Genomic DNA, 14,782 nt, shown 5'->3' with positions numbered 1-14,782 from the left:
TGACCGCATCGTCCACCGAGAAGACCGGCTTGCCGCGCGGTACCGCGACGCCGAATTTCCGCAGGATTTCCTTACCCTGGTACTCGTGAATCTTCATGCGTGATTCCCTTCAGTCTGAGAGTTGGATTGAGTTGTTTCGATCGAAAATTGCGAGAGGCGTTACCCTGTACAAGCCACAACGGAGGCGCGACAACCGATTGGTGCACCAAGAGCGAACCGCGTGAAGCCGGTGGTCGACAAAGCACCCATCTCGGCGCCAGCCCATTTTCATATGTCCGAGAACGGTAATGGAAATCTTATCGGGACGCCACGCGGATCATTACCTTGCCTTCATTAGCACCGCTGAAAAACAGCTTTAGAGATTCAGCCGCGTGCTCGAGCCCGTCCACCAGGTGCGCACGATGCTTCAGCTTGCCCTCGGTGAACAAATCGAGGAGCACTTCGTCGAACTCGGCGTAACGATGCTCGAATTGCGAAACTACGAATCCTTCCATCCGCGCTTGTTTGATGAGCATGAGCGGAAGATTCTTGATTCTGTATGCTTCGCTCTCGGTAGCCAGGTCATACTGCGAGATTGCGCCACAGACCACAATGCGGCAACCAACAGCCATATTTTCTAAGACAGCGTCAAGCGTCGCCCCCCCGACGTTATCGAAGTAAAGATCGATGCCGTCGGGACACTCGCGACGAAGCGCTGCATCGAGTGGCTCAGACTTGTAGTCAATCGCACCATCGAGTCCCAACTCATCGAGCAACCTGCGGCACTTAGCCTCACCGCCGGCAATGCCGATCACGCGGGCGCCAAATGCCTTGGCTATCTGCGCCGCCAGGGATCCCGTCGCCCCCGCTGCACCCGACACCACCACAGTGTCCGACGGACTGAGCGCGCCCACTTCGAGAAGACCCACCGCGGCCGCACGCCCGATGTGCGAAAAGATTGAAAGGTGCGTTTCCAGCGGAACGCCTGGTGGCAGCTCGATTTTCTCAAGCGCGTCGGAACGGGCAACCGAGAATTCTTCCCATCCCCATAGTCCCTGCACGAGGTCTCCTCGGGAGAAGCACCCCGACCCCGACTGAACGACCTCACCCACGGCCATGCCAACCATCACGCTGCCTACTCCGAGTGCCGAATGGGAAGATGCAGGAGCGAGCTTGAGCCAATTGCGACTACTCGGGTCCAGGCTCAGCAATAGAGTGCGCACGAGAACCTCTCCGCCCGCCTGACTCGGCCTCTCTCGCTCCTCAAGCTTCAGACAGCTAGGGTCATAGGCGCCTCGCGCCGGCTTGTGGACAATCCACGACTTTTGCTTCATACGTTCTCCATGCACCGCTCGGTTCCGCGATCGCTATTCCGAAATTCTCAACAAATAGGCGAACAAGGACCCCGCCTTATCGCGGTTTAATGGGTATGTCCGACGGGAGACCGCAGACATTCATCGTCGGTCCGGAGGCACCGCGTCACGTCCTCGTTCACCTTCGACCGTCTCACATCGCCCGATGCTTCGTGCAACAGCCCAAGGCCGCGATTTTCGGCGGCCCGTTTAGCCGCGCGTATGGCATCGTGAAAATTACTTTCGGCTGCGACTCGAACTCGATCAACGCTCACGACCCATTGATCGAACGCATAGCGCCACCGAACTCTGCGCTCTTCGAGAAGCACGCAAAACCAGCGCCAAATCGAAGCGTCCTCCGCATTGGCCGCGGCAGCCGCGTCAAGGCGGGCCTGCTGCATCGTATCCATCGTTCTGTTCGACCTTAGATAGTTCCGATGGCGATTTCGACGAACCTCAGTTGATACGCTCACTCAGTTCGGGCACGGCAACAAACAGGTCGCCGACGAGCCCGTAGTCGGCCACGCTGAAGATGGGCGCCTCGGGATCCTTGTTGATCGCCACGATCACCTTCGAATCCTTCATCCCGGCCAAGTGCTGAATCGCACCCGAGATGCCCACCGCCACATACAGTTGCGGTGCGACGATCTTGCCCGTCTGGCCCACTTGGTAGTCGTTCGGCACATAGCCCGCATCCACGGCCGCGCGCGAGGCGCCCAGCGACGCACCGAGCTTGTCGGCCAGCGGCTCGAGCACCTTGGTGTAGTTCTCGCCGCTGCCCAGGCCGCGGCCACCCGACACGATGATGTTCGCGCTCGTGAGTTCCGGGCGATCGAGCTTCGTCACTTCGCGGTTCACGAACTGCGAAATGCCACGGTCACCTGCGGCTTCGATCTTGTCCACCGATGCGCTGCCGCCTTCGGCCGCTACCGCATCGAAGCCCGTCGCACGCACCGTGATGACCTTGATCCCGTCGCCCGATTGCACCGTGGCGATGGCATTGCCCGCGTAAATCGGACGCTCGAACGTATCGGCGGACACCACAGCCGTGATTTCGCTGATCTGCGCTACATCCAGCTTGGCCGCCACGCGTGGTGCAATGTTCTTGCCATAGACCGTTGCCGCCGCCACGATGTGCGAGTAATCCTTCGCAATGTTCAGCACCGTCGCTTCGACGTTTTCCGCCAAGCCTTCGGCCAGATGCGGCGCATCGGCCAGGAGCACCTTCGCCACGCCCGCGATCTTGGCCGCTGCCTCGGCTGCGCCATGCGCATTGTGGCCGGCGACCAGCACGTGGACGTCGCCGCCAATCTTCTGTGCGGCAGCAACTGTGTTCAGCGTCGCGCCCTTGATCGACGCGTTGTCATGTTCCGCAATTACCAGAATCGTCATTTCGTCTCGCTCCGCGCGTAATCTCACAGCACCTTGGCTTCGGTCTTCAGCTTCTCGACCAGCGTCTGCACGTCCGGCACGATCACGCCGGCGCTGCGCTTGGGCGGCTCGGCCACCTTCAGCGTCTTCAAACGCGGTGCCACATTCACGCCGAGGTCCTCGGGTTTAATCGTTTCCAACGGCTTCTTCTTCGCCTTCATGATGTTGGGCAGCGTCACGTAGCGGGGCTCGTTGAGGCGCAAATCCGTCGTCACCACGGCAGGCAGCATCAACGTCAGCGTTTCCGCGCCGCCGTCCACTTCACGCGCAACCGTGGCCTTGCCGCCTTCGACCGTCACCTTCGAGGCAAACGTCGCTTGCGGCAGATTGGCCAGCGCGGCGAGCATCTGGCCCGTTTGATTCGAATCGTCGTCGATCGCCTGTTTACCCAGGATCACGAGCTGCGGTTGCTCCTTATCGACGAGCGCTTTGAGCAGCTTGGCCACAGCCAGTGGCTGCAGATCTTCGTTCGACTCGACCAGGATCGCGCGATCGGCACCGATCGCCAGTGCCGTGCGCAGCGTCTCCTGGCATTGCGCCACACCGGCCGACACCGCCACCACTTCCGTAGCCACACCCGCTTCCCTCAGACGCACCGCCTCTTCCACGGCGATTTCGTCGAACGGGTTCATCGACATCTTCACATTCGCAATGTCGACGCCCGTTCCGTCCGACTTGACCCGGACCTTGACGTTGTAGTCGACCACGCGTTTCACTGAAACCAATAATTTCATCTCAATCACCGCTCATTGAAAAATGCAAAACCCTCCGAGGGCTCGGAATTTCTTGCTAAACGACGGGAACTTCTAGCTGCTCCTCAACCTGGCGGCATTCGGATGCCACCGTTACTTCAGTGCTCTGCCTCAACACGAAGACCGATACCGCGCCGCCTAGAATCTTTGCTTGCTCCTGGAGTGACCGCGCGGCGGCAGCCGCCTGTTCGACAAGCGTCGCATTCTGTTGCGTCACCTCGTCCATCTGCGATATCGCTTGCCCGACCTGCTCGATCCCGCGGCTTTGCTCGTCGGATGCGCGTGCTATTTCGGCAACGATATCCGAGACGCTGCGGATGGCCTGCTTGACGTGTGTCATGGTTGCGCCCACGTCCGTAGCTTGCCGAGCACCCTCCTGGATCATCGCCACCGACGCGCCAATCAGTTCCTTGATTTCCTTAGCCGCAGCCGCAGACCGTTGGGCAAGGCTGCGCACCTCACTGGCAACGACTGCAAATCCGCGTCCCTGCCCGCCGGCGCGCGCCGCTTCAACTGCGGCGTTCAAGGCAAGAATGTTTGTTTGAAACGCGATGCCTTCGATCACGCCGGTGATATCTGAAATCTTGGACGAGCTGCTGGCGATTTCCTCAATAGTTCCAACCATGCCTTGTACGGCTTCGTTACCCGTGTCGGCTAGACCGGCTGCGCCAGTCGCGAGAACATTCGCCTGCATTGCATTGTCTGCATTCTGCTTCACGGTCTCTGTCAGCTGGGTCATGCTCGCCGCCGTTTCCTCCAGCGACGAAGCTTGTTCTTCAGTTCGTGAGGAGAGTTCCATATTGCCGCTTGCGATTTCGTGGGACGAACGCCCAACCGAGGCAGCGGACGCCAGTATGCGGCGAACCGTCGACGATAGCTGCTCATCCATCCTTTTCAGAGCCGCGAGCAACTGACCGAATTCACCTCCGCAGTCGACGATTAAATTGTTCTCCAGCTCGCCGACAGAGATGTTACCGGCGACACCTATTGATTTTTCGAGGGGGCGCGAGATCGAACGCAGGAGATAGATACTTATAGCGGTTGCTGTGAGTAGGCCCATACCCGACATCGTCAACGCGAGAATCAGCGTTGTATGATAGGTCGCATGCCCCTGGTCGGCCCATTTTCCCGCTTCAGAACGTGTAACATCGACGCCATCATCAATGGCAGCCGTCAGTGCTTTCCAGACCGCTTCATCGGCGACGATATACTTTTCCGCAGTATCTCGGTCGCCGGCCGCATAGGCCGAAGCAATCTTCGCGTCACCGTCCATGACCCGAGGAAGTAACGCCATAATGCGGTCGGCCACAGCGCGTCCTTCGCCACTCGCAGCCCCACTGGCGTAGTAGTCATTCCACGCCTTATGCAGGAGGTCCTCATCTTCGCGAATTGCATCCGTGAACGATGAGACAGTGGACGCATCGGTCGTTGCCTGTATGCGGCGCAACTGTAAGCGTATGTCCAACAGCGCCTTGCGCATGTCGCCGAGGTTCGCAACAGGAAGCGCGCCTTTGAGGTAAACCTCCGCGACACGTGTATTTAGCCTGGATAGTCCGATAGCGCTAAAGAAACTCATCGCAGCCAGCATAACAACGCAGACAGTCGCACCCACAATGACCGTGAAGCGCATCGTTCCTATCATGCCTTTCATAAGTTATCCACAGTTTCCTGCAAGGCCAAGGTTATGGCGCGCGCAAAGGCATATTCGTGCACGCCTGTGCGGTCGAAAGTCATACCCTTTCGTCGGTCTTCACCGGCTCCGGTCTAGTGACGAACGCATCGCTGAAGAAATTTCCCGCGGGAAGTCCGTTCGCTAGATTGAAGGTGTGCCGCGCTGCGTCGACCATCAGCGGGTTGCCACAGGCGTAAACTTCATGCTGCGAAAGATTCGGGAAATCCGCAGACACGGCCTCATGCACGAAGCCTTTGCGTCCGGTCCAACCAGGCTCGTCGCCCGACAGAACCGGAACGAAGCGGAACCCGGGATGGGCCTGCTCCCACGCGCATACCTCGTCGTATGCGTAGAGATCGCTAAGACGCACGCCTCCCCAATAGAGCACCGCGCCACGTTGCTGGATGACCGTCTCATGCGCCTTCAGCATCGCTGCAATCGGCGCGTAACCCGTTCCCGAGGCCAGGAAGATAACGGGCGCAGACGAATTTCGTAGCATGAACGTGCCAAATGGTCCCTCGATTCGCAGCATGTCACGCGGCTTCAGCGAGCGGTAGACGTGGTTCGAGAAGTGCCCGCTTGGCACCGCGCGGACATGCCACTCGATCGTTCCGCTCCCGTCGGGCGCGTTCGCCATTGAGTAGCTGCGCCGCGCCCCATCTCGCAAGACCACTTCCACATACTGCCCCGGCTGAAAAGCAAAACCCGTTTGCGTTGGCACTGCCAGCCGCACGCGGGCCACGTCCTCGCTCACGCGCTGGACTTCCAGCACCCGCGCGCCTGTCTGCAAAACACGCTGCCCCGGAGTGGACGCGACCTCTTGGGCCTCGATCGTGACATCCGTCGTGCAGCGAGCCTGACAGGTCAAGACGTAACCGTCGCGCACGCCTTCCGGCTCGAATCCGCTCGGATAGCGCGCGTCGCCGGACACGACGCGCGCCTCGCACGCGTTACATTGGCCACGCCGACAGCTATGACGCGGAAAGTAACCGGCAGCCAGCGCGGCATCGAGCAGGCTGCCCTCGGCGGAACACGGAATTTCGACACCCGCCGGCTCGATTCTCAGCTTGAATGCAGTCATGGCACTATCCGGTTACTCGTTCGGCCTCTTTTGCCTTGAGCAGATCAAGCGCAACGTCCACAATCATGTCCTCCTGGCCACCGACCATACGACGGCGGCCAAGTTCAACGAGGATGTCGACGGTCTTAAGTCCGTACTTTTTTGCGGCGACTTCGGTGTGACGCAGGAAGCTCGAATAAACACCGGCGTAACCGAGCGCTAGCGTTTCGCGGTCGACTCGCACCGGCCGATCTTGCAGCGGGCGGACGATATCGTCTGCAGCGTCCATCAGCTTGTAGAGATCACAGCCATGGTTCCATTCGAGTCGAGCGGCCGCCGCGATAAATACCTCGAGTGGCGCGTTGCCGGCACCCGCCCCCATCCCTGCAAGACTCGCATCAATGCGGTCACATCCTTCCTCTACCGCCGCGATGCTGTTCGCGACCCCAAGGCTCAGGTTGTGGTGCGCATGAATGCCGGTCTGCGTCCGGGGATCAAGTACGTCTTTGAATGCGCGGAAGCGTTCGCGGACGTCGTTCATGCCGAGGGCACCGCCCGAATCCACGACGTAGCAGCACGTCGCTCCATAGCTTTCCATGAGCTTTGCCTGCTGAGCCAGATGCTGCGGCGTCGTCATATGGCTCATCATCAAAAACCCCACTGCTTCCATCCCAAGCTTGCGCGCATGCTCGATATGCTGTCGCGAGACATCGGCTTCGGTGCAGTGGGTCGCGACGCGTACGATGCGTGCGCCGGCATCGTAGGCATTGCGCAAGTCGTGAATCGTGCCGATGCCAGGCAAAAGTAGCGTCGCGACCTTGGCATGCTTGACCGTCCCCGCCACTGCCGCTATCCATTCGAGGTCGGTGTGTGCGCCAAAGCCATAGTTGAAGCTCGATCCTTGCAAACCATCGCCATGCGCGACCTCGATCGAGTCAACTTTCGCCTCGTCGAGCGCCTTGGCAATGGCAACGGCCTGTTCCACGCTGTATTGGTGCCGAATCGCATGCGCACCATCGCGTAGCGTCACGTCGGAAATGTAGAGCTTTTTGTCAGATGTCATGCCGTCTCTCCCTTCAGGCAGTGGTACGGGCGACCATTTCGGCGGCCATGCGTTCAGCGCAGGCCATCGCCGCGGAGGTCATGATGTCGAGGTTGCCGGCATAAGACGGCAGATAATGCGCGGCCCCCTCCACTTCGAGGAATACCGAGGTCTTCAACCCGCTCATCCGCGCGCCAACCCCGGGGATATTCAGCGGTTGAGTGGCGTCAATGCGGTCGAATTGGACCGTCTGCTTGAGGCGATAGCCAGGTACGTAACGGTTGACGGCAGCCACCATTTCCTCGATCGACTGCGCCACGGCATCCTCATCGGCCGGCTCTGACAAGCAGTACACCGTATCGCGCATCATCAGTGGCGGCTCTGCTGGATTCAGGATGATGATCGCCTTTCCCTTCGTCGCTCCACCGATCTGCTCAATCGCCTTTGAGGTCGTTTCAGTAAATTCATCGATGTTCGCGCGCGTACCCGGGCCTGCCGATTTGCTCGAGATCGACGCGACGATTTCGCCGTAGTGCACTTTCGCGACACGAGATACGGCGGCGACCATCGGAATCGTCGCCTGTCCGCCGCACGTGACCATGTTGACGTTTAACGCATCGACATGCTCAGCGAGGTTCACAACAGGTACGCAATACGGACCGATCGCTGCTGGCGTCAAGTCGATCATTCGGACGCCAGGCTTGAGCCGACGTAAGAACGCGTCGTTCTTCACGTGCGCTGCGGCGCTTGTCGCATCGAATACGATATCGATTTCGTCAAACACCGGCAGACGGGTGAGCCCTTCGACGCCCTCGTATGTCGTGGCGACGCCCAAGCGCGAAGCACGTGCGAGGCCGTCAGACGCGGGGTCGATGCCGACCATCGCCCCCATCTCGAGATGCTCGCCATGTCGCATAATCTTGATCATCAAATCGGTGCCGATATTTCCGGACCCGATGATCGCGGCCTTCAGTTTCTTTGCCATTGCTCGTCCTTCGCTATTGCGTTCAATGAGTGTTGGTGGCGGGAAAGATGACCGAGGCGCCCCCGCCAAATAATCGCTCGACCTCGTGTGCGCGCAACGTCAACACTCTCCGTTGATTGATGTATCCCTTGTCCGTAATCTCGCCACTCTCCTGGTTCGGCGGACAGCCGATGATGATTGCGCGTGCGACTCGGCTAGCAGAGCCATGACCTTCGTTGAGCGAGGAGAGCGCGGTTGCAATCCTTCTTCGGACCTCTGCATTGGCCGCCAATTGCTCGCCCGTCATCTCACGCGCGTCGTCTCCGACCAGCGTGTGCAACGCCGGTGACGGAAAAACGAGCAGGCCGACCTCATCGCGATCATGTCCAGCCACAACAACGTCCTGCGCGTATGGCATCAGGGCGGCAACGGCACGCAAGCGCAACGGGCCGACCGATACCCGGCTCCCCGTGGTCAGCTTGAAATCTTCCGAGATGCGTCCATCAAACAGAACGCCAGCGTTCGGGTCTGTGGGATTGGCCAAGCGCCCTGCATCTCCTATCAAATAAAATCCTTCCTCATCGAATGCCTCGTCTGTTAGCTCCCGCGCATGGAGGTACCCGGGGAAGACGTGTTGGCCGCGCACTCGCATTTCGAGCTTGTCACCGTTCGGTACGAACTTGATTTCCGCGCCCGGAACCGGCACACCGAGATTGCCGGGCTCGGGATAATGGAAGTGCAGGCTGGTGATAACCGGTGAAGTTTCCGTCGAGCCCCACGCCGAAGTGAACAGTGGCGGCGGATCACGATGGCGTTCAGCGGCCGATTTCAGGCGATCCCATAGCGGCTTTGGCAACGCAGCGCCAGCGAAAAAGATCGCCCGCATATTCTTGAAAAAATGCCCGGCAAACGTCTCGTTTTGCTCGAGATGGGGCAGCAACACATCGAATCCGCGCGGCACGTTGAAATAGAGTGTCGGCGACAGTTCGATTAAATTACGCACCGATTTTTCGATCGACCCACGCACGGGCCGCCCATCATCGATATAGAGGGAGCCGCCATTGCGCAGGATCATGTTGAAGTTGTGGTTGCCGCCAAATGTATGGCTCCAAGGCAGCCAATCCACGATGATCGGTGCGGCGAAGTCAACAAACGGCCAAACCTGAGCGATCGCCTCCTGGTTTGCACAAAGCATTCCGTGCGTATTGATTACGGCTTTCGGGACACCAGTCGAGCCTGACGTCAGTAGGTATTTCGCGTGCGTATCCGGCGTGACGCGTGCGTGTGCCTCCATGACGGCTTCCGTTTCCCGCGTCTCGCGTAGGCAGCCGAGATCGATCCCGCCGTCCGCTACATTCCGCGAATACACGAGCGGGCATTGCCTGCCGCTAGCCTGCATTGCCTTGCCGTAAACTTCTCCGTCGTCGGCATACATCAGACCCGGGTCCAGCACGTTCAGGAGCGCGTTCAATTTGCTGCAATCGTGCGCTGCCCTCGAATAGGCGGCCGATATGAACGACACCGGCAAGCCGATATGCATCGCGGCCAGCGCCACAAGCGCAGCATCTATGCTGTTATCCGATAGAACTACAATGGGCCTCCCGGATGCCAGGCCGATATCGAGCAGGCCTTGGGCGATCGCGCCCACCTCTGCCCGCACTTGCGCATACGTCAAACGGCGCCAACCCGCACCGTCGTCATTACGCTCCGCCAGGAAGACCTGTCCAGGCGTGGTGCGGCTCCAGTATTCAAGCCATCTGCCGATGCGCCGAACGTGCGGCCTTGGCGGCATGCGCGAACGCAGAATGAAGCTGCCGTCAGGAGCGTCAATGCGTTCGATATCGGGCGTTGCCAAGGCAAGCCCCGCTGACGCCTGATGCCAGCTAAGCCCGTCGGGTACATCATGCGCCGAGTTCATCACGTCACTCCAGCGCGCAGCTCACGCGGCCCAGGCCGCTGATCTCCACGTCGACGCGATCGCCCCTCGTCACCGGCACCATCGGCCCGAGCGCGCCCGACATCACGACGTCACCGGCGCGCAGGGGTTGGCCGAGTTCAGCCATCTTTTTGGCAAGCCAGTACGTCGCGCTCAGCGGATTTCCGAGGCAAGCCACCCCTGACCCGACGGAGACAGTCGTCCCGTTCTTCCTAAAGTCCATCCCACATCCGGCCAGCGGGAGATCGCCTATACGGCGCGGCTCGAGGCCGAGAACGTAAAGCCCGCACGACGCATTGTCAGCGACGGTATCGACAAGCGTGATCTTCCAATCGTCGATCGCACTGTCAACAACCTCGATCGCCGGCAACGCATATTCCAAACCGATGAGAAAATGCCCCCAGCTCAAGTCTGGGGCATCGAGATCGCGACCAACAACGAACGCGATCTCCCCTTCGGCCTTTGGCTGAATCAGCTTTTGCGCCGGCAGTTCAGCACCGCTCAAATACTCCATGTCCGCGAACAGTACGCCGTAGTCGGGCTGATCGACCCCAAGCTGCTGTTGCACAGCTTTCGATGTCAAGCCAATCTTTTTTCCGCAGACTCGTGCGCCCGCCGCGAGGGCGCGGTTGACGTTGACCTCGGCGATCGCGTACGCATCCTGCACCGTTTGAATGTCGAAGGTCTCCGACACGCGAGCGATAGTCTTCCGTTCGGAGCGCGCCTGCCACAATGCTTCGGCTGCTCCCTCAATGCCTAGTTTCATGCCTCTCTCCTCGTATTTGACGGACCGACGCGTGTCACGCGGATGCCCCTCGCCAGCGGCCCAACATTGCACCGGTCTGTTCCCGTTCAGTTGTCAGCACTTCGAGGTATTCGCATTCGAGCTGCCTCACCAACTCAGCGACACTGCTCAAGCGCTCGATTGCGCCTAGCCCTTGTCCCGCCGACCACACGTCCTTCCACGCCTTTTTCTCGGCACTGATGTCGCCCGAAAAATCGATCCGTTTGCCTTCACTATCCAGAGACGCATCGATGCCGGCCGCATGCAGCGTGGGTTTGAGCCAATTGGCAAGAACACCCGACACGGCTTTCGACTCAACTAAATCCTCAATCCGGCTACTCACCACCAGATCGCGATATTCGGCCGACGCCATGCTTTCGCGAGTCGCGATGAAGCGTGTGCCGGCCACGACGAAGTCGGCACCTATCAATTGGGCGGCGCGGATATCGCGTCCGCTCGTAATGCATCCAGCGAGCCCAAGTGGTCCGCTCCAGAATTGACGGACCTCGGCGACGAACGCGAAAGGGTTGTAATAACCCGTGTGCCCGCCTGCGCCATGGGTAACAAGAATCAGCACATCGACGCCTGCATCGACAGCCTTGCGCGCCAGCGTGGGCGTGACAACATCCGCCATCACGATGCCGCCGTAGCTATGCACATGCTCGCGCACGCGCGCAGGGCTACCGAGCGCGGTAGAAACGATGCGGGGCCGATATTTCATGATCAGTGCCAGCTCACGCTCGAAGCGATCGTAGGTGCTATGCACGATCATATTGAGCGCCCAAGGGGAAGCGCCCGGCATATCGCGCAAAGCGGATGTCACCTGCGCGAGCCATACCTCCAGGAGATCGACATTGCGAGCATTCGGGGCGGGGAAGCTACCGACAATGCCGGCAGTTGCACAGGCGATCGCAAGCTCCGGTCCGGAAACCAGAAACATCGGCGCCGCCATTAACGGCAACCGACCGGCAGGGAACAGCTCGTCGAGGCAGCCGCGGTTTGTCGCACCGTCCATCTTCGTCACGCCTCCCATATCAGTCATGCTTTGCGCGGGGGACGCCCGCGCACCTCCCACCCGCCATCGCTTTGAATGATGTTCGCCGTCGTCGCGCATGAATTGGTGCGCGAGGCGAGCAGCACGTAATGTCCCGTGTGGTCTTCCGGTTGGGCCATAAAGCCGAGCGGTACGGCGTCCGCCACGGCATCCGAGAATCCTGGGATCTCGGATAGCCGCGCGTCATGCTTGCCTAGTGACTCCGGGCCTTTGAGAGGGGTCGCAGTGCCGCCCGGGGCCACGCCGTTCACGCGTACGTCTGGTGCTAGTTCATAGGCGAGTTGCCGAATCATCCCGACGCAAGCGTGCTTCGAAGCCACATAGACGGGTCCGCCACCACCCGCATAAAAACTCGAGTTGGAGAGCGTAAAGATCATGCTGCCCCTCGTCTCACGCAATGCTGGCGCCGCCGCGTACGCGGCAAGCAAATACCCCATTACGTTGACATCGAACACTTCGCGGAACGTGTCAGCGAGCTGGTCTCCGTCGGAAAACTTCCGCAGCGATGCGAAGTAGTCCCAAACTCCCGCATTGCCAACCAACGTATCGAGTTTGCCGAATGCGCTCAGCGTCGCAGCGACAGCCTCTTCGTTGGCTGTGGCGGAGCGAACATCACCAACAGTCACCGCAACGCGGTTGCCGAACTCCTGACGCAAGGCATCCGCGCCTTGAGCACTACGCACCAACGCCCCGACGCCCTTCGCGCCCTCCTGGAGGAAACGCCGCAGCACGGCGAGCCCGATCCCGGAATTGGCGCCCGTAATCAGCGCTACATCGTTGTCTAGCCAACCCATGGTCAAAGGAACGTATTAAGGTTCTTGGACATCAGCAGCGATTGCGTGATGACGATCTTGCGGCTCGCGATCTTGAAGCTGCCGTCGAGTTCGCGGAGTAGATCCTCGCGTCTGCCAAGTAGTAGGTCGTTGTCCGCCTCGCCGCGGCTGCGGTAATTGACAAAGACGGAATGGACGACATACTCGCCAGGCCGAGAACCGGGCAAAGCCTCCACATTGCTGATCGCATGCACATGCCGGGTTGGCGGATCCTCCGCCCATGCCGACGGTTGCTTGAACCTTGCAATGCGGCGCTCCAGATCGAAGTGCTTGTCGTCGAAGTAAGCGGCGCGACCCGGGGCATACGCGCCGAGTTTGTCTGCGCGCCTGCGGTTCTCGATGGCAGGCATCCAATAATGGATATCCTCTGTCATGAGCGAGAGCCAGTCGTCCCATGCCTCCGTATCGAGCAGCCGTGCCTCACGGAAGAGGAACTGCTCGATGCGATGGGCAACCTCCCGATCGACCGTGCCATCCGCCGGGCCGGCGGATACGAGCGTAGGTACCGCACTCATGCGACCTCCTTTGCTGCCTGCCCGTGGACAAAGGCATTCTCATCAAGCCTCGCCGAGTCGCGCTTCGGCACGTCACTCCACGAGCGGGCCTGCATCAGATCGAGCCAGCGCTGATAGAACGCTCGGTGGTTTGCCTCGTTGACCTGATTCCGGTAAACGTTGCCGGGCAAGTCGCTATCCTCGAGACGGCTGCCGCGACCAAGCCCCATGTACAAGTCCTGTTGCCGCGTGACGAAGCCCGCATTGGTACGCGTCGAAAACTCGAAATTTTCGCCGTCGTCCATCTCGAACACACCCGTCGGCGAGAACGTCATCATCGTCCCCTTGAGCCACTTGTCCTTGATCTCCTGCGGCGCGCTCTTGTTGACGATGGTCCACGTATGCAGTTCGATCTTGCCCGGTCCTCGCGGATGCCAAACGCGGAAAGTGTTCTGCCCCGGCAGGAACGACAGGTTCGGAAAGACGCTGACAGAAGAAATCGAACCGATCATCCTGGAGCGAAACTCGCCAAGTCGCTCTGCAACTTTCGGTTGAATGCCATACAGATATTTGCGAATTTCCTTTTCGCCCAACGTAGCCGCGTTGCCGATGATGTCGAGATTGAACTCCCAGCCGTGGCCGTTGAAGTTCACATGGTACGAGTCGGGATCCTTGTAAACTTCCGCAACCGGTCCGCCCAGCATTGCGCGTGCCGCCGAGTCGTGCGTCCAGAGCGCGTGGTAGATATCGCCGATGAAGTTTTCCGTCGGAATCTTCCAATTGCAGTTGATCACCGACTTGACGCAGCCGCCGACAAACTCGGTGCCCTCCCCGTCCATATCGAGGATCACATCGAGGTAATACCGGAAATCGCCAAGGTATTCGTTCAACGAGGGCGCATCCGGATCCATATTGCCGAATACCAAGCCCTTGTAGGTTGCGACCTGAGCGACGGGGTGCAGGCCGTGCTCGGCACGATTCATTCCACTTTCGTCGAACAATTCCTGGCCGGCCATACCGCGCAGCGCACCGTCGATGCCGAAAGCCCAGCCGTGATAGTTGCAGACAAAACTGCGTGCGTTACCAGCGTCCGTAAAGTTCAGCTTGTTGCCACGATGTGGACAGGTGTTGAGGAACGCTTTGATGGATCCGTCCTTCTGGCGAACGACGATGATGTTGTCTTCGGCCATATAGGTCGTTAGATAATCGCCGGCCTTGGGAATCTGTGACTCGTGCGCGAGAAACAGCCAACTCCGGGCAAAGATCTTCTCGAGTTCCTGCTCGTAGATGCGCTGATCCCAATAGACCCTGCGCGACAGACGCCCGGCGTCGAGATCGATCAGCCGGTCGAGGCCAGCAAGCGGCTCGCTAGCCGGATCCTTGCGCAGCCGCTCGCAGCTTCCGGTGCACTCATGTGTCATTTCTTCGC

Annotated in this window: 14 protein-coding genes and 1 pseudogene; 1 reads left to right on the top strand and 14 read right to left on the bottom strand. The window is 59.7% G+C overall.

Translation table 11 applies throughout. The features are described from left to right. Nucleotides 1-97, bottom strand: a pseudogene (locus AB3X96_RS39390) (succinyl-CoA synthetase subunit beta); the annotation flags it as partial. Nucleotides 98-296: 199 nt separating this feature from the next. Continuing rightward, entirely contained in the window at nt 297-1,313 is a 1,017-nt protein-coding gene (locus tag AB3X96_RS39385; protein ID WP_368594021.1) for an NADP-dependent oxidoreductase, read from the bottom strand. A 191-nt stretch (nt 1,314-1,504) separates the two neighbouring features. Here AB3X96_RS39385 and AB3X96_RS39380 point away from each other — a divergent pair, with 191 nt between their 5' ends. Continuing rightward, entirely contained in the window at nt 1,505-1,759 is a 255-nt protein-coding gene (locus AB3X96_RS39380; protein ID WP_368594020.1) for a hypothetical protein, read from the top strand. 28 nt (nt 1,760-1,787) lie between these two features. Here the strand turns inward: AB3X96_RS39380 and AB3X96_RS39375 are convergent, their stop codons facing one another. From AB3X96_RS39375 to AB3X96_RS39320, 12 genes are all read right to left on the bottom strand, one after another. Further along, nucleotides 1,788-2,723, bottom strand: coding sequence for an electron transfer flavoprotein subunit alpha/FixB family protein (locus tag AB3X96_RS39375; RefSeq protein WP_368594019.1), 936 nt, complete (start codon nt 2,721-2,723; stop codon nt 1,788-1,790). 23 nt (nt 2,724-2,746) lie between these two features. After that, nucleotides 2,747-3,496 carry an electron transfer flavoprotein subunit beta/FixA family protein gene (locus tag AB3X96_RS39370; RefSeq protein WP_368594018.1) on the bottom strand — a complete coding sequence of 250 codons (750 nt, stop codon included), beginning with the start codon at nt 3,494-3,496 and terminating at the stop codon, nt 2,747-2,749. Nucleotides 3,497-3,551: 55 nt separating this feature from the next. Beyond that, nucleotides 3,552-5,165, bottom strand: a complete 1,614-nt coding sequence (locus AB3X96_RS39365) for a methyl-accepting chemotaxis protein (RefSeq protein WP_368594017.1) — start codon at nt 5,163-5,165, stop codon at nt 3,552-3,554. A gap of 79 nt (nt 5,166-5,244) precedes the next feature. Then, complete coding sequence (locus tag AB3X96_RS39360; RefSeq protein ID WP_368594016.1) at nt 5,245-6,267, bottom strand: FAD-binding oxidoreductase; 1,023 nt, start codon at nt 6,265-6,267, stop codon at nt 5,245-5,247. A 4-nt stretch (nt 6,268-6,271) separates the two neighbouring features. Beyond that, nucleotides 6,272-7,309 carry a 4-hydroxy-2-oxovalerate aldolase gene (dmpG, locus tag AB3X96_RS39355; RefSeq protein ID WP_368594015.1) on the bottom strand — a complete coding sequence of 346 codons (1,038 nt, stop codon included), beginning with the start codon at nt 7,307-7,309 and terminating at the stop codon, nt 6,272-6,274. 13 nt (nt 7,310-7,322) lie between these two features. Beyond that, entirely contained in the window at nt 7,323-8,273 is a 951-nt protein-coding gene (locus AB3X96_RS39350) for an acetaldehyde dehydrogenase (acetylating) (RefSeq protein ID WP_368594014.1), read from the bottom strand. A gap of 22 nt (nt 8,274-8,295) precedes the next feature. After that, nucleotides 8,296-10,170, bottom strand: a complete 1,875-nt coding sequence (locus tag AB3X96_RS39345) for a feruloyl-CoA synthase (protein WP_368594013.1) — start codon at nt 10,168-10,170, stop codon at nt 8,296-8,298. A gap of 4 nt (nt 10,171-10,174) precedes the next feature. Beyond that, a complete protein-coding gene (locus tag AB3X96_RS39340; protein WP_368594012.1) occupies nt 10,175-10,954 on the bottom strand; it encodes a 2-keto-4-pentenoate hydratase in 780 nt (259 codons plus the stop codon). A gap of 34 nt (nt 10,955-10,988) precedes the next feature. After that, complete coding sequence (locus AB3X96_RS39335; RefSeq protein ID WP_368594011.1) at nt 10,989-12,014, bottom strand: NAD(P)H-dependent flavin oxidoreductase; 1,026 nt, start codon at nt 12,012-12,014, stop codon at nt 10,989-10,991. Beyond that, the gene (gene hcaB / locus AB3X96_RS39330; protein WP_368594010.1) at nt 12,011-12,820 is read right to left on the bottom strand and encodes a 3-(cis-5,6-dihydroxycyclohexa-1,3-dien-1-yl)propanoate dehydrogenase; all 810 of its coding nucleotides are present in this window, start codon (nt 12,818-12,820) and stop codon (nt 12,011-12,013) included. Before hcaB ends, AB3X96_RS39335 begins: the two co-directional genes overlap by 4 nt. Nucleotides 12,821-12,822: 2 nt before the next feature. Further along, entirely contained in the window at nt 12,823-13,374 is a 552-nt protein-coding gene (locus tag AB3X96_RS39325) for a 3-phenylpropionate/cinnamic acid dioxygenase subunit beta (protein ID WP_368594009.1), read from the bottom strand. Further along, nucleotides 13,371-14,774, bottom strand: coding sequence for an aromatic ring-hydroxylating dioxygenase subunit alpha (locus AB3X96_RS39320; RefSeq protein ID WP_368594008.1), 1,404 nt, complete (start codon nt 14,772-14,774; stop codon nt 13,371-13,373). The genes AB3X96_RS39325 and AB3X96_RS39320 overlap by 4 nt, the downstream gene beginning before the upstream one ends. Nucleotides 14,775-14,782 lie beyond the last annotated feature (8 nt).

Origin of the sequence: Paraburkholderia sp. BR13439, assembly GCF_040948805.1 — a bacterium.
Taxonomy (GTDB): Bacteria; Pseudomonadota; Gammaproteobacteria; order Burkholderiales; family Burkholderiaceae; genus Paraburkholderia; species Paraburkholderia youngii.
Note: the sequence above shows the minus strand (reverse complement) of the source record. Positions and strands in the feature narration are given on the sequence as shown.